This is a genomic window from Sphingomonas sp. SRI_018 (assembly GCF_057586275.1).
On record NZ_JBYCZO010000002.1, the window covers coordinates 447,956 to 464,866 of the forward strand.

At 69.1% G+C, this 16,911-nt stretch carries 15 protein-coding genes; 6 read left to right on the forward strand and 9 right to left on the reverse strand.

Annotation, left to right across the window (positions count from 1 at the left end; genetic code table 11):
* Window positions 1-79 precede the first annotated feature (79 nt).
* Window positions 80-1,870, forward strand: coding sequence for an ABC transporter ATP-binding protein (locus AC2YHA_RS14185; RefSeq protein WP_487402105.1), 1,791 nt, complete (start codon window positions 80-82; stop codon window positions 1,868-1,870).
* A gap of 105 nt (window positions 1,871-1,975) precedes the next feature.
* On the opposite strand, the gene AC2YHA_RS14190 is transcribed toward AC2YHA_RS14185, so the two are convergent.
* Window positions 1,976-3,790, reverse strand: a complete 1,815-nt coding sequence (locus tag AC2YHA_RS14190; RefSeq protein WP_487402106.1) for an ABCB family ABC transporter ATP-binding protein/permease — start codon at window positions 3,788-3,790, stop codon at window positions 1,976-1,978.
* A 108-nt stretch (window positions 3,791-3,898) separates the two neighbouring features.
* On the opposite strand from AC2YHA_RS14190, the gene AC2YHA_RS14195 reads away from it, so the two are divergent.
* Window positions 3,899-4,306, forward strand: a complete 408-nt coding sequence (locus tag AC2YHA_RS14195; protein WP_487402107.1) for a hypothetical protein — start codon at window positions 3,899-3,901, stop codon at window positions 4,304-4,306.
* A gap of 9 nt (window positions 4,307-4,315) precedes the next feature.
* On the opposite strand, the gene AC2YHA_RS14200 is transcribed toward AC2YHA_RS14195, so the two are convergent.
* From AC2YHA_RS14200 to AC2YHA_RS14215, 4 genes are all read right to left on the reverse strand, one after another.
* The gene (locus tag AC2YHA_RS14200) at window positions 4,316-4,897 is read right to left on the reverse strand and encodes an LOG family protein (RefSeq protein WP_487402108.1); all 582 of its coding nucleotides are present in this window, start codon (window positions 4,895-4,897) and stop codon (window positions 4,316-4,318) included.
* Window positions 4,894-6,375 (reverse strand): phytoene desaturase, encoded by a 1,482-nt coding sequence (locus AC2YHA_RS14205; protein ID WP_487402109.1) that lies wholly within the window; start codon window positions 6,373-6,375, stop codon window positions 4,894-4,896. The genes AC2YHA_RS14200 and AC2YHA_RS14205 overlap by 4 nt, the downstream gene beginning before the upstream one ends.
* On the reverse strand, window positions 6,375-7,535 hold the full coding sequence (gene crtY, locus AC2YHA_RS14210; RefSeq protein WP_487402110.1) for a lycopene beta-cyclase CrtY: 1,161 nt from the start codon (window positions 7,533-7,535) through the stop codon (window positions 6,375-6,377). The genes AC2YHA_RS14205 and crtY overlap by 1 nt, the downstream gene beginning before the upstream one ends.
* A 235-nt stretch (window positions 7,536-7,770) precedes the next feature.
* Window positions 7,771-8,388: a glutathione binding-like protein gene (locus AC2YHA_RS14215; RefSeq protein WP_487402111.1), complete on the reverse strand. Its 618-nt coding sequence runs from the start codon at window positions 8,386-8,388 to the stop codon at window positions 7,771-7,773.
* A gap of 86 nt (window positions 8,389-8,474) precedes the next feature.
* On the opposite strand from AC2YHA_RS14215, the gene AC2YHA_RS14220 reads away from it, so the two are divergent.
* The 4 genes from AC2YHA_RS14220 to glpX all read left to right on the forward strand — a co-directional run bounded on the left by AC2YHA_RS14220 (window position 8,475) and on the right by glpX (window position 12,900).
* Window positions 8,475-9,065 (forward strand): TetR/AcrR family transcriptional regulator, encoded by a 591-nt coding sequence (locus AC2YHA_RS14220; RefSeq protein WP_233784372.1) that lies wholly within the window; start codon window positions 8,475-8,477, stop codon window positions 9,063-9,065.
* A gap of 38 nt (window positions 9,066-9,103) precedes the next feature.
* Window positions 9,104-10,432: a PQQ-dependent sugar dehydrogenase gene (locus tag AC2YHA_RS14225; protein ID WP_487402112.1), complete on the forward strand. Its 1,329-nt coding sequence runs from the start codon at window positions 9,104-9,106 to the stop codon at window positions 10,430-10,432.
* Window positions 10,433-10,524: 92 nt separating this feature from the next.
* Complete coding sequence (locus AC2YHA_RS14230) at window positions 10,525-11,817, forward strand: homoserine dehydrogenase (protein WP_487402113.1); 1,293 nt, start codon at window positions 10,525-10,527, stop codon at window positions 11,815-11,817.
* Window positions 11,818-11,934: 117 nt separating this feature from the next.
* Entirely contained in the window at window positions 11,935-12,900 is a 966-nt protein-coding gene (glpX, locus tag AC2YHA_RS14235; RefSeq protein ID WP_487402114.1) for a class II fructose-bisphosphatase, read from the forward strand.
* Between the two features lie 132 nt (window positions 12,901-13,032).
* On the opposite strand, the gene AC2YHA_RS14240 is transcribed toward glpX, so the two are convergent.
* The 4 genes from AC2YHA_RS14240 to AC2YHA_RS14255 all read right to left on the reverse strand — a co-directional run bounded on the left by AC2YHA_RS14240 (window position 13,033) and on the right by AC2YHA_RS14255 (window position 16,891).
* Window positions 13,033-13,800 (reverse strand): ABC transporter permease, encoded by a 768-nt coding sequence (locus AC2YHA_RS14240; protein WP_487402115.1) that lies wholly within the window; start codon window positions 13,798-13,800, stop codon window positions 13,033-13,035.
* On the reverse strand, window positions 13,800-14,723 hold the full coding sequence (locus AC2YHA_RS14245) for an ABC transporter ATP-binding protein (RefSeq protein ID WP_487402318.1): 924 nt from the start codon (window positions 14,721-14,723) through the stop codon (window positions 13,800-13,802). The genes AC2YHA_RS14240 and AC2YHA_RS14245 overlap by 1 nt, the downstream gene beginning before the upstream one ends.
* A 90-nt stretch (window positions 14,724-14,813) precedes the next feature.
* Window positions 14,814-15,530 carry a DsbA family protein gene (locus AC2YHA_RS14250; protein WP_233784366.1) on the reverse strand — a complete coding sequence of 239 codons (717 nt, stop codon included), beginning with the start codon at window positions 15,528-15,530 and terminating at the stop codon, window positions 14,814-14,816.
* The gene (locus tag AC2YHA_RS14255) at window positions 15,527-16,891 is read right to left on the reverse strand and encodes a M48 family metalloprotease (RefSeq protein ID WP_487402116.1); all 1,365 of its coding nucleotides are present in this window, start codon (window positions 16,889-16,891) and stop codon (window positions 15,527-15,529) included. Before AC2YHA_RS14255 ends, AC2YHA_RS14250 begins: the two co-directional genes overlap by 4 nt.
* Between the last annotated feature and the right edge of the window lie 20 nt (window positions 16,892-16,911).

Here is a 16,911-nt window from a genome sequence, read left to right on the forward strand (position 1 = left end):
GTCCGCCTCGTCGCGATGACCGCTCGCCCATTCCCCTGATCCGAAAAGAGGACGCGCGGCGACCCCGCGCGCTCACTGCATGACCGATTCCTCCCGTCGCGGCGACGCCGCGATTCGTGCCGTCCTGTCGTTCCTGTTCGCCCACTGGATGCGGCGTCCCTGGAATACCGCGCTCATCGCCGTCGCGATCACCGCGGCGACGATGGCGGAAATCCTGGTGCCGCTGTTCGCGGGCCGGCTGACCGATGCGTTGGCCAGCGGCTCCTCCGGACGTCACGCGGCGCTCCACGCCTTCGCCGCGATGGTCGCGCTCGGCCTCGCGATGGTGGCGCTGCGCCATCTCGCCTGGTCGACGGTGACGCCGCTCACGCTCGGCATGATGGCCGACTCCGCGCTCGGCGCCTTCCGCCGCGTCCAGCGCTTCTCGACCGACTGGCACGCCAACAATTTCGCCGGATCGGTGCAGCGCAAGATCACCCGCGGCATGTGGGCGCTCGACACGCTCAACGACGTGGTGCTGATGATGATGCTGCCATCGCTGGTTGCGCTGCTCGGCACGATGGTGCTGCTTGCGCTGCACTGGCCCGCGGTCGGGCTAGTGATGGCGCTCGGCGCCGCCGCCTACGGCACCGTGACGCTGGTGCTGGCGACGCGCGTGGTCGCGCCCGCCTCGAGCCTGTCCAACCAGTGGGACACACGCGTCGGCGGCATGCTGGCCGATGCGATCGGCGCCAATGCGGTGGTCAAGGCGTTCGGCGCCGAGGCGCGCGAGGATGCGCGGCTCGGCCGCACCCTCGCCAAGTGGCGCCGCCGCACCCGGCGCGCCTGGCGCCGGGCGGTACGGAGCGGATCGGCGCAGCTCGTGCTGCTGTGGGCGGTGCAGGCATCGGTCACCGGCAGCGCGCTGTGGCTGTGGTGGCATGGCCGGGCGAGCGCGGGCGACCTCGTCTACGTCCTCACCACCTATTTCGTCGTCCACGGCTATCTGCGCGACATCGGCCAGTACGCACACGAGCTGCAGCAGGCGGTGAACGAGGCGGAGGAGATGGTCGAGCTCGACCGCCATCCGCTCGGCGTCGCCGACCAGGCCGACGCCCGGCCGATCCGTATCACGGCAGGCGCGATTCGCTTCGAGCACGTCAGCTTCCGCTACGGCGGCCACACGCAACCGCTGTTCGAGGATCTCGACGTCACCATCCCCGCCGGCCAGCGCGTCGGGCTGGTCGGCCGCTCGGGGTCGGGCAAGACCAGCTTCGTCAAGCTCATCCAGCGCCTCTACGACGTCAGCGGCGGCCGGGTGCTGATCGACGGGCAGGACGTCGCCCACGCCACGCAGGAATCGCTGCGCCGCCAGATCGCGATCGTGGCGCAGGAGCCGATCCTGTTTCACCGCAGCCTGGCCGAGAACATCGCCTATGCCCGGCCCGATGCGACCCAGGCCGAGATCGAGCATGCGGCGGCGCTCGCCAATGCGCACGGCTTCATCGCGCGGCTGCCGAAGGGCTATCGCACGCTGGTCGGCGAGCGCGGGGTCAAGCTGTCGGGCGGCGAGCGCCAGCGCGTGGCGATCGCGCGCGCCTTCCTGGCGGACGCGCCGATCCTGATCCTCGACGAGGCGACGTCGAGCCTCGATTCGGAAAGCGAGGCGGCGATCCAGCAGGCGATGGAGCGGCTGATGGTCGGCCGCACCGCGATCGTCATCGCCCACCGCCTGTCGACCGTCCGCGCGCTCGACCGCATCCTGGTGTTCGACCACGGTCGCATCGTCGAGGACGGCCCGCACGAGACGCTGCTCTCGCGCGAGGATGGAGTATACCGGGCGCTGTTCGACCGGCAGGCGGGTGGGATCATGCTCGACGCGGCGGAATAAGTAGCGGGGTCACCCTCACCCTTCCGGCGCTTCGCGCCTCCCACCCTCTCCCAATGGGAGAGGGAAGGGGTCCGCCGCCGTAGGCGGTGGGAAGGGTGACGTCACCTACTCCGCCGCGATCGCCGCCTCCTGCTCCGCCGCCTGGCGCGCCCACATCTCGGCGTAAAGCCCGTTCCTCCGGAGCAGCTCGGCGTGCGTCCCGCGCTCTGCGACGCGGCCGGCTTCCAGCACGACGATCTGGTCGGCGTGGACCACGGTCGACAGGCGGTGGGCGATGACGATGGTGGTGCGGCCCGCCTCGATGTCCTCCAGCGTGGCCTGGATCTCGGCCTCGGTACGGCTATCGAGCGCGCTGGTCGCCTCGTCGAGGATCAGGATCGGCGGGTCCTTGACCAGCGTGCGCGCGATCGCGACGCGCTGCTTCTCGCCGCCCGACAGCTTGAGCCCGCGCTCGCCGACGCGGGTCTCGTACCCGTCGGGCAGCGCGTCGATGAACCCGGCGATCGCCGCCCCGCGCGCCGCCGCCTGGATCTCGCTCTCGCCTGCGCCTTCGCGGCCATAGGCGATGTTGTAGCCGATGGTATCGTTGAACAGCACCGTGTCCTGCGGCACGATCCCGATCGCCGCCCGCAGGCTGCGCTGCGTGACTTGGGCGATGTCCTGATCGTCGATCGTGATGCGTCCGCCGGTCAGGTCGTAGAAGCGGTAGAGCAACCGGGCCAGTGTCGACTTGCCGGCGCCCGACGGACCCACCACCGCCACGGTCGCGCCGGCGGGGATGTCGAGGTCGATGCCCTTCAGGATCAGCCGGTCGTCGTCATAGCCGAAGCGTACATCCTCGAACCGCACATGGCCCTGCATCACCGTCAGCGGCGGCGCGTCGGGGGTGTCGACCACCTCACTCGGCGTGTCGATCAGGTCGAACATCGCCCCCATGTCGATCACTCCTTGACGGATGGTGCGATAGACCATGCCGAGCAGGTCGAGCGGCCGGAACAGCTGCGACAAGAGGGTCGACACCAGCACCACCTCGCCCGGCGAGAACTCGCCGCGTGCCCAGCCATAGGCGACCAGCGCCATGCCGCCCGCCAGCATCGCGTTGGTGATGAAGGCCTGGCCGATGTTGAGCCACGCCAGCGAGTTCTCGCTCTTGACCGCGGCATTGGCATAGGCGGCAACCGCCTTCTCGTAACGGCGCGCTTCGCGGTCCTCGGCGTTGAAATATTTGACGGTCTCGAAGTTGAGCAGCGAATCGACCGCATGGGCAACCGCGCCGGTGTCGAGGTCGTTCATCGTCTCCCTGAGCTTTGCGCGCCAGTCGGTCACCACGCGGGTGAAGACGATGTAGAGTGCGACCATCACCAGCGTGCCCGCGACCAGCCACCAGCCGAAGCGGCTGGCGAAGATCTGGAGCACCAGGCCCAGCTCAAGCACGGTGGGCGCGATGTTGAACAGAAGGAAATAGAGCATCGTGTCGATGCTCTTGGTGCCGCGCTCGACCACTTTGGTGACCGCGCCGGTCCGCCGCTCGAGATGGAAGCGCAGCGACAGATCGTGGAGATGGCGGAACACCGCCGCCGCCAGCCGCCGTGTGGCGTCCTGGCCGACGCGCTCGAATATCGCATTGCGCAGATTGTCGAACACGATCGTGCCGAACCGCGCGGCGGCATAGCCGATCACCAGCAGCACGACGAAGGTGATCGCGTCGCGCGGCCCGCTCGCCATGCGGTCCACAGCGCCCTGCAGCGCAAAGGGTGCGCCATAGACCTGCACCAGTTTCGACAGCAGCACGAACACGAGCGCCCCGACGATACGCGCCTTGAGCATCGGCTCGCCGGGTGGCCACAGATAAGGAAGGAAGCGCCGGAGCTTGCCGATCAGGGGGCGTTCGGCGCCGCCGGCGGGGGAGGCGGGGGGCATGGGCGCAGAAGTTAGGCGCGTGCGGCGCCGATGCAACTGCCGTGCATCCTCCGCGTGATCGCTGGCGTGAAATAATGTAGAAGCGGGCGGCGCAGGGAGGGACCGACAATGCGCAAGCTGCTAGGAGTGATCGCCGGTATCGTCGCCGCGATGCTGGTGATCTTCGTCGTCGAGATGATCGGGCACTGGATCGCGCCGCCGCCTGCCAGCCTCGACATGACCGACAAGGCTGCGCTCGCGGTCTATGTCGAAGGGGTGCCGCTCGCGCTCAAGCTGCTGGTCGCGCTCGCCTGGTTTCTCGGAGCGCTCGTGGGCGGCCATATCGCGCTCCGCATCGCCGGCTGGCCGCCGACGACGTGGATCGTGGCGGTCGTGATCGCGGCTGGCGGTATCGCCAACGTCATCCAGCTTCCCAGCCCAGTATGGATGCAGGCGGCGGCGGTGCTCGCTCCGCTGCTCGGCGGCTGGGCGGCCCTCCACGTGCCGGGATGGCGGAAGGCAACCGCGATCGGCTGAACCGCTCCGTCACAAATCCTTGGCGCCGATCTGCGCAATCGTCGTGGCGGGCCGGAAGTCCGCCATCTTCCCGAGCAGCCCGTCCAGCGTCTCGTCGACGATCAGCAGCCCCCGATGCTGCGGACGCAGGAATCCGACCTCGCCCATCGTCCGCACGAAAGCGATCAGCCCGTCGTAGAAGCCGGCGACGTTGAGCAGTCCCACGGGCTTGGCGTGATAGCCGATCTGCGCCCAGCTCATCGCTTCCCACAATTCGTCCATCGTGCCGGTGCCGCCGGGCAGTGTCACGAAGCCGTCGGAGAGGTCGGTGAACGCCTGCTTGCGCTCGTGCATCGTGCCGACGACGTGCAGCTCGGTGAGGTCGCGATGCGCAACCTCGGCGTCGACCAGCGCCTGCGGGATCACTCCGACCACCTCACCGCCGGCCGCGAGCGCGCTGTCGGCCACCGCGCCCATCAGCCCGAGCCGCCCGCCGCCATAGACGACGCCGATCCCGCGCTCGGCGAGAGAGCGCCCGACCGCGCGGGCGGATTCGACGTAGACCGGATCGGCCGGCGTCGCCGAACCGCAATAGACCGCAACGCGCTTCACTTCACATTCCCTTCCAGCATCAGCCCCGCGGTCGCCTTGGCGCTCGCCACCACGCCGGGGATGCCGGCGCCCGGATGCGTCCCCGCGCCGACGAGGTAAAGATTGGGAATCGAATCGTCCCGGTTGTGCGCGCGCAACCAGGCGCTTTGCGTCAGGATCGGCTCGAGGCTGAATGCGCTGCCAAGATGGGCGCCGAGATCGTCGCGGAAGTCGTTCGGCGCATAGCTGAACTTCGTCACGATCCGCTCGTGGATATCTGGGATCAGCCGCCGCCCGACCTCGTCGAGGATGCGCTTCTCCAGGATCGGGCGAACCTGCTCCCAGTCCGCCGGGAACTTGCCGAGATGCGGCACCGGCGCCAGCGCGTAGAAGGTCGAATGGCCGGGCGGCGCCAGGTCCGGATCGGTCACCGTCGGATGGTGCAGGTAGAGCGCCAGGTCCTCGCTCAGCAGCCCGTGATCGTAGATGTCGGCGAGCAGCCCCTGATAGCGCGGTCCGAACAGCACCATGTGATGCGGAATGCCGGGCCAGGTGCCCTTGATCCCGAAATGGACGACGAACAGCGATGGCGAGAAGCGCTTGCGCTCCAGCCGGTCCGCCCGGCGCTGCGCGGATCGCGAGCTGCGCAGCAGGTGGCGATAGGTGTGGACGAGGTCGGCGTTCGACACCACCGCGTCCGCGGGGATCGTCTCCCCACCCGCCAGCGTCACCCCGGTTGCGCGATCGCCGAGCGTCTCGATCGTCTCGACCCGCGCGTTGAGGCGCAGCGTGCCGCCCAGTCGCTCGAACTGCCGCGCCATCCCGGCGACGAGCTGGCCGGTGCCGCCCATCGCGAACCACACCCCGCTCTCGCGCTCGAGCTTGTGGATCAGGGCGTAGATCGCGCTCGCCGTCATCGGATTGCCGCCGACCAGCAAGGTGTGGAAGCTCAGCGCCTGCCGCAGCTTCTCGTTCCTCACGAAGCGCGACACCATGGCATAGACCGACCGCCATGCCTGGTGCTGCACCAGCGCCGGCGCCACCTTCGCCATCGACCGCCAGTCGAGAAACGGCTCCGCGCCGAGCCGGACGTAGCCCTCGTCATAGACGGCAGTCGAATATTGCAGGAAGCGCGCATAGCCGGCGATATCGGCGGGCTCGAGCTTGGCGATCTCGGACCGGAGCCGCGTGTCGTCGCTGGTATAGTCGAAGCTGGTCCCGTCGGGCCAGCTGAGGCGATAGAAGGGGTCGACCGGCACCAAAGTCACGTCGTCCGCCATGTCACGGCCGGACAGGTGCCACAGCTCGCGCAGCGCCTCGGGCGCGGTGATCACGGTCGGCCCCGCGTCGAAGGTGAAGCCGTCGCGCTGCCAGACATACGCCCGCCCGCCGGGCTTGTCGCGCGCCTCGACGATGGTGGTGGCGATCCCCGCCGACTGCAGCCGGATGCCGAGCGCGAGCCCGCCGAAGCCGGCGCCGATGATCACCGCGCGCTGCATCACCTCACTCCCCGGATCGCCGCGAGCGCGCGGCCGAGCGGCACCGGCGGCCTGCCGGCGAGCACCCGAGCCTTGTCCCACAGGCTCGACTGACCGGCATAGAAGCGCGCGATCAGCGCTTCGTCCAGCCCATAGAAGCGCTCAAGCAGCCGCCAGCGCTCCCTGGGCTCGGCGGCGCGGAACAGCATCGCCCCCAACAGGCGGTAGAAGCGGCGCATCCGCCAAGCCTTCCGCGCATGATCATGAAGCAGCGCGTGCAGCCCCTCGCCGGAGAGGTCCGCCGCTCCCGCGACCAGGGCCGCCGCGCGCACTGCGTCGGGCAGCGAGTAGCTGGTGGTGGGATGGAACAGCCCCGCGCGCACGCCACCCTTGGCGACCTTGTTCCCGCCCGACCGCCAATAGGCGCCGAAATCGCCGCCGATCACCACCGGCAGCGATCCCGCCTCCTCGCGCGCTACGCTTGCGATCGTCCAGCCCTTCGCGCGGGCATAGTCGTCGATCCGCCGCGCGAGCACCTGACGGTCGACCGGCCGGCGATCCGAATAATAGGTGTCCTCGACGAGGACGCGATCGGACGCGAGCGGCAGCGCATAGACGAAGCGATAGCCGTCGATCTGCTCGACCGTCGCGTCCATGATCATCGGACGCTCGAGTCCGTGCGGCGCCTCCAGCACCAGCTCGCGCCCGAGGAACTTCTGCCATCCGAGCTTCAGCGCTGTGAGGTCGCCCGCACCACGGCAGTCGATCACGCCGCCGGCCTCGATCTTTTCGCCGCCGCCGAGGATGACGGTGGTCGGGCTCGCCGCCAGCGCCTTGCGGCCGGTGAGGACCGTTCCTTCGGGCAGCCGCCGGCGCACGACCTCGTCGATCCGTTCCGAGGTGATCGCTCGATAAGGCATGGCGACATGCCGGGTCAGGCCGCGGAAGGCGACGTCGTAGCCGCGCCATGCGTGGACGACGAGCGGCTCCACGAGCCAGCGATGCGGGGGCGCGATGTCGCGGTCGAAGAACGACCAGAGATGATTGCCGCCAAGCCGCTCACCCGCCTCGACCAGCCGGAGGCGGAGCTCGGGCCGCCGCTCAGCCAATGCGAGCGCGAACAGGCAGCCGGAAAGCCCGCCGCCCACGATCGCGACATCGCAGGTGATGACCGCCGCCATCGCGCCGCGCTAGCGGATCGGAGTCGGCACGTTAAGTCCCGTGGCACCGGTTTTTGTGGAATCCCGCAATTCCAAACCCTACCGTCACCCCGGCGAAGGCCGGGGTCCACCGTGCGGCAAGCATTGGACAAGCGGTTCAAGCAGCTAACTTGTTGCCCGGTGGACCCCGGCCTTCGCCGGGGTGACGAACGGAGTGCGGCTCAATCTCTTTTCCTTGGGAAACCGCGCCGAACCGTCACGCCGCCTTGAGCAGCGGCATCTCCTCCGCCATCGCCTGCGCGACCGACGGCCGTCGCCGCATCGCGCCGCGCCAGGCCTTCACCGCCTGCCACTCGTCGATCGGCACACCGGCGTGCTCGCACCAGTTGAGTACCGCGAGCAGATAGGCGTCGGCGACGCTGAACGTGTCGACTAGGAACGGCCGCCCTTCCGTGAAATGCGCCTCCAGCACCGCGAACGGCCGCGCCGCCCGTGCCTTCGCCGCCGCGCGCTCCTCCGGGCCCGCCGCCCGGCCCATCAGCGGCGCGAACACCGATTTGTGCAGCTCGGTCGCGACGAAGTTGAGCCACATCGTCATGCGATAGCGCTCGTCGCTGACCAGCGGCGGCGCCAGCACGCCCTCGGCGGCGAGATCGGCGATGTAGGACAGCACCGCCGCGCCCTCGGTCAGCGTGACGCCGGCCTCGGTCTCCAGCGCGGGGACATAGCCCATCGGGCTCACCGTCCGGAACGGCCGGCCGTCGGCGAGCACCGCGTCGGGCGTCACCTGGACGAAATCGGCATCGAGCTTGGCCTCGATCACCGCGATCCGCGTCGCGAGGCTGCAGGCGAAGGGGATGAAATAGAGCTTCATGGCATGGAACTCCCTTGGCGACTCCGCCGGACTTGATTTTCATACTGTCTCGCATGAAATTCATCGGGTCAAGGATTCTTTGCGAAATGGTACAAAAATCTCCTGCCCGTCCTCGCGGCCGTCCGCGCAGCTTCGATCCCGACCGGGCGCTTGCCGCGGCGGTGGAGCGGTTCCGCACGCGGGGCTTCGCCGGCACTTCGCTCGACGAGTTGGCGGACGCGACCGGGCTCAATCGGCCGAGCCTCTATTCGGCATTCGGCGACAAGCGCGCGCTCTACCTGGCGGCGCTCGAGCGCACCCATGCGCGCGCGACGCGCGGCTTCGACCGCCTTGCGGAGGCGCAGCTGCCGCTCCGGCCGATGTTGGAGACGATGTTCCGCGCGATCATCGATGGCTATCTGACCGGAGAGGACCGGCCCTCGGGCTGCGTCTTCGTCTCCACCGCCGCCACGGCGTCAGTGACCGACGAGGAGATCCGAACCCGCCTCGCCGACTTCCTGGCGATGGAGGATGAGCGGATCGAACGCCTTCTCGCCGACGCGGGGGACGAACGTGCCGGGCCCCATGCTCCCATCATCGCGGCGATCGTTCATTCCCTCAGCATCCGCGCCCGGGCGGGTGCTCCCAGGGAAGAGCTGGACGCGCTGGCGAGGAATGCGATCGACCTGATCGCCTGACGTTGCGTGCACCTGCGCCGCGGCCTAGGCTGGCGGCCATGCGCAGACATATCCTGATCGTCCTCGCCCTCGTATTGGCGGTGGTCGCCGCCGGCTGGTGGTGGATCAGCCGGCCCGATCAGGCACAGACGCCGATCGAGCAGGTGACGGGCACGCGCCCGAACATCACCGAGCCGCGCCGGCAGACGGTGCCGACGGTCAGGATCGCCGACGTGGTCGGCTGGCAGAACGACGCCAAGCCGCAGGCGGCGGCGGGACTGCAGGTCCAGGCCTTCGCGAGCGGGCTCGATCATCCGCGCTGGCTCTATCGGCTGCCCAACGGCGATGTCCTGGTCGCCGAGACCAACTCGCCCCCGCGCGAAGGCGGCGGCATCCAGGGCTGGGTGATGCGCCGCCTGATGGGCCGCGCCGGCGCCGGCGTGCCGTCGGCCAACCGCATCACCCTGCTGCGCGACGCAAACCACGACGGCGTCGCCGAAGGGAAGACGGTGCTGGTCGGCGGCCTCAACTCGCCGTTCGGCATGGCGCTGGTCGGCGACTGGCTCTACGTCGCCAACACCGATGCGGTGGTGCGCTTCCCGTTCAAGCCGGGCCAGACGAAGATCACCGCCAAGCCCGAGCATGTGACGCGGCTGCCCGGCGGCGGCAATCACTGGGCGCGCAACCTGCTCGCCTCGCCCGACGGCAAGCTGCTCTACATCACCGTGGGGTCGTCCTCGAACATCGCCGAGAACGGGCTGGATGCGGAGAAATACCGCGCCAACATCCTCGAGCTCAACCTGGAGACCAAGGCGCTGCGCATCTTCGCCGCCGGGCTGCGCAATCCCAACGGCCTGGCGTTCGAGCCCAAATCGGGCCGGCTATTCACCGTAGTCAACGAGCGCGACATGCTCGGCTCCGACCTGCCGCCCGACTATCTGACCGAGGTCGACCTCGGCGACCATTTCGGCTGGCCCTGGTATTATTGGGGCGGCTATCCCGACAAGCGTGTCGAGCCCGCCAATCCCGCGCTGCAGGAATATTCGAAGCGGCCGGACTATGCGCTCGGTGCGCACGTCGCCGCGCTCGGCCTCACCTTCGCCGCCGACGCCAAGCTCGGGGCGAACTACGCCAACGGCGCCTTCATCGGCCTCCACGGCTCGTGGAACCGGGTGCCGCCGTCGGGCTACAAGGTGATCTACGTCCCCTTCGGCAGCAACGGCTTCCCCCTGCCGAATACCAAGCCGGTCGACGTCCTCACCGGCTTCCTCAATGCCGAGGGCAAGGCCCAGGGCCGCCCGGTCGGGGTGATCACCGATGCGACCGGCGCGCTGCTGGTCGCCGACGACGTCGGCAACGTGATCTGGCGGGTCAGCGCGGCGCGGTAGGAGCGCCCAAGAAATAATTCTTCGCGATGCCGGGCTTGTTCCGCCATCCCGCCTTCCGCTAGCGGGACCAGCGCTTAGGAAGGGCTATTTGAATGACCAAACCGTTGCGCGTCGCTCTCGCAGGTCTCGGCACCGTCGGCGGCGGGGTGATCCGGCTGATCGACGCCAATCGCGAGCTGATCGCGCGGCGCGCCGGGCGACCGATCGAGGTGGTCGCGGTCTCCGCGCGCGATCGCGCCAAGGATCGCGGGGTCGACATCTCGCGCTTCACCTGGGTCGACGATACCGCCGCGCTCGCCAATCACGCCGAGGCGGACGTGGTGGTCGAGCTGGTCGGCGGCTCGGACGGGCCGGCGCTGGCACTCGCCCGTGCAACGCTCGCGGCGGGCAAGGGCTTCGTCACCGCCAACAAGGCAATGATGGCACACCACGGGCTCGAACTGGCGGAAGCGGCGGAGGCGAAGGGCACCGCGCTCAAGTTCGAGGCGGCGGTCGCGGGCGGCGTGCCCGTGATCAAGAGCCTGCGCGAGGGCGCCGCCGCCAACGAGATCGGCCGTGTCTACGGCATCCTCAACGGCACCTGCAATTTCATCCTGTCGAAGATGGAGGCGGAAGGCCGCGGCTTCGACGAGGTGCTCGCCGAGGCGCAGGCGCTGGGTTATGCCGAGGCCGATCCCAGCTTCGACATCGACGGCGTCGACGCTGCGCACAAGCTGTCGATCCTCGCCAGCCTCGCCTTCGGCACGCGGCCGGCCTTCGACCGGGTCGAGGTGACCGGCATCCGCCACGTCATCGCCGCCGACATCGCCGAGGCGGCCGCGCTCGGCTTCCGCGTGCGCCTGGTCGGCATCGCCGAGGCCGGCGCGCACGGGCTGTTCCAGCGCGTCCATCCGCACCTCGTGCCGCTCGATCATCCGCTCGCGCATGTCGTCGGCTCGACCAATGCGGTGGTGGCGGAGGGGAATTACGTCGGCCGCCTGCTGTTCCAGGGCGCCGGCGCCGGGGACGGGCCGACCGCGAGCGCCGTCGTCGCCGACCTCATCGACATCGCGCGCGGCGAGTTCGGCCCGCCCTATGCGATGCCTGCCAAGTCGCTGAGCGAGTTGCCCGCCGCCGATCCGGGCGAGCGGCGCGGGCGCGCGTACCTGCGCTTCACCGTGCCCGACAAGGTCGGGGTGCTCGCCGAGATCGCGGCGGCGATGCGCGATGCCGGCGTCTCGATCGAGAGCCTGATCCAGCGCGGCGCCGCGGAGGACGGCAGCGTGCTCGTCGCGATCGTCACGCACGAGGTGCCGGAACGCGCGGTCGCGCAGGCGCTCGACAAGCTGCGCGGGTCGCAAAGCGTGGCCGGCCAGCCGATGTGGATGCCGCTGCTCGGCGGCTGACCGGCCGCCGGCTGCGGCCAGAGGAGGCTATCCGTCCGGCCAATCGCGCGGGGCAAGCCTCGACAATCGTCCCTGCGCCTCCTATCCCGCCGCCAAATCTTCCCTGGGGGACCGTCGATGCCGTCTGCGAGCAAGATCCTCGATCGCGTGCTGGTGCTGGAGATGGTCCGCGTGACCGAGGCGGCGGCGATCGCCGCCGCGAAGCTGGTCGGACGCGGCAACGAGAAGGACGCCGACGCCGCCGCGGTCGAGGCGATGCGCCATGCGCTGAACGACCTCTACATGGACGGCACCGTCGTGATCGGCGAGGGCGAGCGCGACGAGGCGCCGATGCTCTACATCGGCGAGAAGGTCGGCAGCGCGATCGGCAAGGGACCGAAGATCGACATCGCGCTCGATCCGCTCGAGGGCACCACCATCACCGCCAAGGCCGGACCCAACGCGCTCGCGGTGCTGGCGATCGCCGAGGAAGGCTGCCTGCTCAACGCCCCCGACGTCTACATGGACAAGATTGCGGTCGGCCCCGGCTATCCCGAAGGCGTGATCGACCTCGCCAAGAGCCCGACCGAGAACGTCAAGGCGATCGCCGCCGCCAAGGGCGTGGCGCCGAACGAGATCATCGCCTGCGTGCTCGACCGCCCGCGCCACGAGAAGCTGATCGCCGAGCTGCGCGCGGTCGGCTGCGGCATCATGCTGATCCCCGACGGCGACGTCGCCGGGGTGATCGCGACCACCGATCCCGACACCACCATCGACGTCTACATGGGCGCCGGCGGCGCGCCCGAGGGCGTGCTGGCCTGCGCGGCGCTGCGCTGCGTCGGCGGGCAGTTCAAGGGGCGCCTTCTCTTCCGCAACGACGACGAGCGTGCCCGCGCCCGCAAATGGGGCATCGAGGAGCTCGACAAGATCTACGACCTCACCGAGCTGGCCAAGGGCGACTGCATCTTCGCCGCGACCGGCGTCACCGACGGATCGCTGCTGGCGGGCGTCAAGCGCAAGGGCGCCAAGATGACCACCGAGAGCGTGGTGATGCGCGCCAGCTCCGGCACGGTGCGCTGGGTGAAGGGCGAGCACCGGGTCTGAACGATCCTCCCCGCTTGCGGGGAGGTGGCAGCGCAACGCTGATGGAGGGGGCGGGCCGAAAGCGATTCGAACGTGGCAGGCCCCCTCCACCGCCTTCGGCGGTCCCCCTTCCCGCAAGCGGGGAGGATCTTGCTAATTCTTCAGCCGCCAACCGGTCCGGAAGATCCACCCGACCACGCCGAGGCACAGCAGCAGGAAGGCCGCGGTGAACCCGAGGCTCAGCCAGATCGACACGTCGCCCTTGTCGAAGAAGCTCCAGCGGAAGCCGCTCACCAGATAGACTACCGGATTGGCGAGGCTGACCGTCCGCCACGGCTCGGGCAGCATGTTGATCGTGTAGAAGGCGCCCCCGAGGAAGGTCAGCGGCGTCACGATCAGCGCGGGGACGAACGAGAGCTGCTCGAATCCCTTGGCCCAGATGCCGATGATGAAGCCCAGCAGGCTGAACGTCAGCGCCGTCAGCACCAGCATCGCCAGCATCATGAACGGATGCGCGATCGGCACGGGGACGAACAGCATCGCGGTGAACAGGATGATCAGGCCGATCACGATCGACTTGGTCGCTGCCGCGCCGACATAGCCCAGCACCATCTCCATCGCCGAGACGGGCGCCGAGAGCAGCTCGAACATCGTGCCGGTGAACTTGGGGAAGTAGATGCCGATCGAGGCGTTGGAGATCGACAGCTGGAGCAGGTTCATCATGATCAGCCCCGGCACGATGAAGCTGCCGTAGCCGACGCCGTCGAGCTCCTGCATCCGGCTGCCGATCGCGCCGCCGAACACGACGAAATAGAGCGCGGTGGTGATCACCGGCGTGACCAGGCTCTGCCAGAGCGTGCGCAGCGCCCGCGCCATCTCGAAACGATAGATCGCCCAGACGCCGTGGTGGTTGAACCCCATCACTTGTGCTCCACCAGGTCGACGAAGATGTCCTCGAGGCTCGACTTGGAGGTCTCGAGGTCCTTGAAGGCGATCCCCAGATCGGGAAGCTTGCGCAGCAGCGACGGGATGCCGGTGCGCTCCGCCTGCGCGTCGAACACGTAGCGCAGCGTCCGGCCCTCGTTCTCCAGGGTCAGGTGCCATTCGCCGAGCTCGGGCGGGATCGCCTCCAGCGGTTCGACCAGCGCGATGTCCATCTCGCGCTTGCCGAGCTTCTTCATCAGCTCGGTCTTGTCCTCGACCAGCAGCAGCTCGCCCTTGTTGATGACGCCGACGCGGTCGGCCATCTCCTCCGCTTCCTCGATATAATGGGTGGTGAGGATGATGGTGGTGCCGCGTTCCCTGAGGCTCCCGATCAGTTTCCACATGTCGCGGCGGAGCGACACGTCGACACCGGCGGTGGGTTCGTCGAGGAACAGGATGTCGGGCTCGTGGCTGAGCGCTTTGGCGATCAGCACGCGGCGCTTCATGCCGCCGGACAGCTCCATGATCTTGGCGTCGCGCTTGTCCCACAGCGACAGGTCCTTGAGCAGCTGCTCGATATAGGCGTCGTGCCCCGCCCGGCCGAACAGCCGGCGCGAGAAGCGGACGGTGGCGAGCACCGATTCGAACATGTCGACCGACAGCTCCTGCGGCACCAGCCCGATCCGACTGCGCGCGGCGCGATAGTCGGCGAGCGCGTCATGCCCGGCGACGGTGATCGTGCCGGTCGATGGCGTGACGATGCCGCAGATGATGCTGATCAGCGTGGTCTTGCCCGCGCCGTTGGGGCCGAGCAGCGCGAAGATCTCGCCCTTGCGGATGTCGAGATCGACGTGTTTCAGGGCCTGATGGCCGGACGCATAGGTCTTGCTGACGCCGGAGACGGCGAGGATCGATTGCACCACGGATGGGCCCCTTTGCTGCGGCGTAGGTAGGGCGCGGACGGGCGCGGGACAAGGCGCCCGCCAGGGGTGAGGGTGAGTGATGCAGGCCTAGCTTTTCGCCCGGGCCGCCTTCACCGCCTCGACCAGCGCGTCATAGCCGATCGCGCCCGAGGCGAATCGGTCGCCGATCACCCAGCTCGGCGTGCCGGTCACGCCCAGCTCGCCCGCGGTCTTGAGGTTCTTGGCGATCTCCGCCGCCACCGGCTGCGAGCGTGCCACCGCACTTGCGCGGGTGCGGTCGAGGCCAGCGGCGGCCGCGGCGGCGGCGATCGTCGCCTGGTTCACGCGGCCGGCGGCGTAGAGCGCCTCGTGGAAAGGCATGAACTTGCCCTGCTCGGCCGCGGCCAGGCTCCATTCGGCGGCGGTGCGGCTCTCGGGCGAGAGGATCGGCAGCTCGCGGTAGACGATGCGGACGCCCGGATCGACCTTCACCAGCTCGGCGAGCGCGGGCAGGCTCGCGCGGCAATAGCCGCACGCATAGTCCATGAAGGCGACCACGGTGACGTCGCCGTTCGGATTGCCGCCGACTGCGCCCGGGAAGGGATCGACGATCGCGCCGCGGTTCGCCGCCACCGCCTTGGCACTCTCGCGCTCGCGCAGCGCGTTCATCGCCTCGGGGAGCACCTCCGGATGGGCGAGGAGATAGCCGCGCACGTCGCCGGCGGCCGGAGCCGGGCGCAGCGCCTGGAGGCCGAGCACGGCCGCGCCGCCGACGGCGCCTGCCGCCACCAGCAGCAGCGCGAGAAGAAAGGGTCTCAGGGTCAATTGCGTCGGTTCCGTTTCTGCTCTTCCATCGCGGTCTGCGAGACCAGCATGATGTCCTGCGCGCGAATCCAGTCGGAGCTGCCCTGCGGCAGGCCGGCCATCGCCGCCCTGGAGCTGACCAACGCGGTGCGCGCGTCGCCCATCAGATTGGCGCGCTCCGCGGTGGCGAGCGCGGTGCGCGGCTCGTCGCCCTTGCGCTCGTAGACGGTGCCAAGCTGCATCCAGGCGAAGGGATTCTCGTCGTCGCGCGCGACCGCCTGGCGCAGCACCTTCTCCGCCTCGGGCAGGTTCTGCGGATCCTCGGTCGCGAGCAGCGCGTGGCCGAAGGTGGTGGCGATCAGCGGCTGGTTGCGCGACCCCTCGGTCGCCTCGCGCAGCGGCGCCAGCGCGTCCTTGGGCTTGCCCGATTCGAGCAGGATCTGGCCCTCGAGCTCGAGGAAATAGGGATCGTGCGGCGCGGCCTTGACCAGCGCCGCCGCCTCGGCTGCCGCCTGATCGGGATAGCCCGAGAGGTGATAGGCATAGGCACGCGCATAATGCGCCGGGATCGACTGGTCGGAGGTCGGATATTTGGCCAGCGTCTGCTTGGGATCGTTGACGTAGCCGCGCAGCTTGGCCTGGACGCGTTTGAACCGCTGTTCGATGGCGGGATCGAGCGGCTTGTTCCACGACGGCGAATCGACGAGGTCGTGCGTCAGCGAGGCGATGCGCTCGCCCGACAGCGGGTGGGTATAGTCGAAGCTGCCCTCGCTCGAATCGACGCCGTAGCGGAATTCCTGGTTCTGCAGCTTTTTGAAGAAGCTCAACATCCCCTTGCCGGTCACGCCCGCGGTGTTGAGGAACCTCGCGCCCGCGGCATCGGCGCTCGCCTCCTGCGTGCGGGTGAAGGCGAGCAGCTTGCCGAGCGCGGCGCGCTGGCCGGCGGCGAGGATGCCGGCGCCCGCCTCGCCCCCGCCTGCCGCCATCGCGGCGACGCCGAGCACCAGGCTCAGGATCGAGATGCCCATCGCGCTGCGATAGCCCTGATCCTGCAGCGGCACATGGCCGCCGACGATATGGCCGATCTCGTGCGCGACGACGCCCTGCACCTCATTGGCGTTGTCGGCGGCGTCGATCAGGCCGGAGTGGATGTAGACGATCTGGCCGCCGGCGACGAAGGCGTTGATCGAGGGATCGCTGATCACCACCACCTTGACGTTGGCCGGCGACAGGCCGGAGGCGATGATGATCGGCCGGGTCATGTCGGCGAGGAGCTGCTCGGTCTCGGCATCGCGCAGGATCGACTGGGCGGCCGCCGGCTGGACGATCGCCATCGCGGTGACCGCGATCATCGCCGCCAGCAGCCTGGCCCAGCGCGTCATCGAAGCTCGCATCTGAAGCC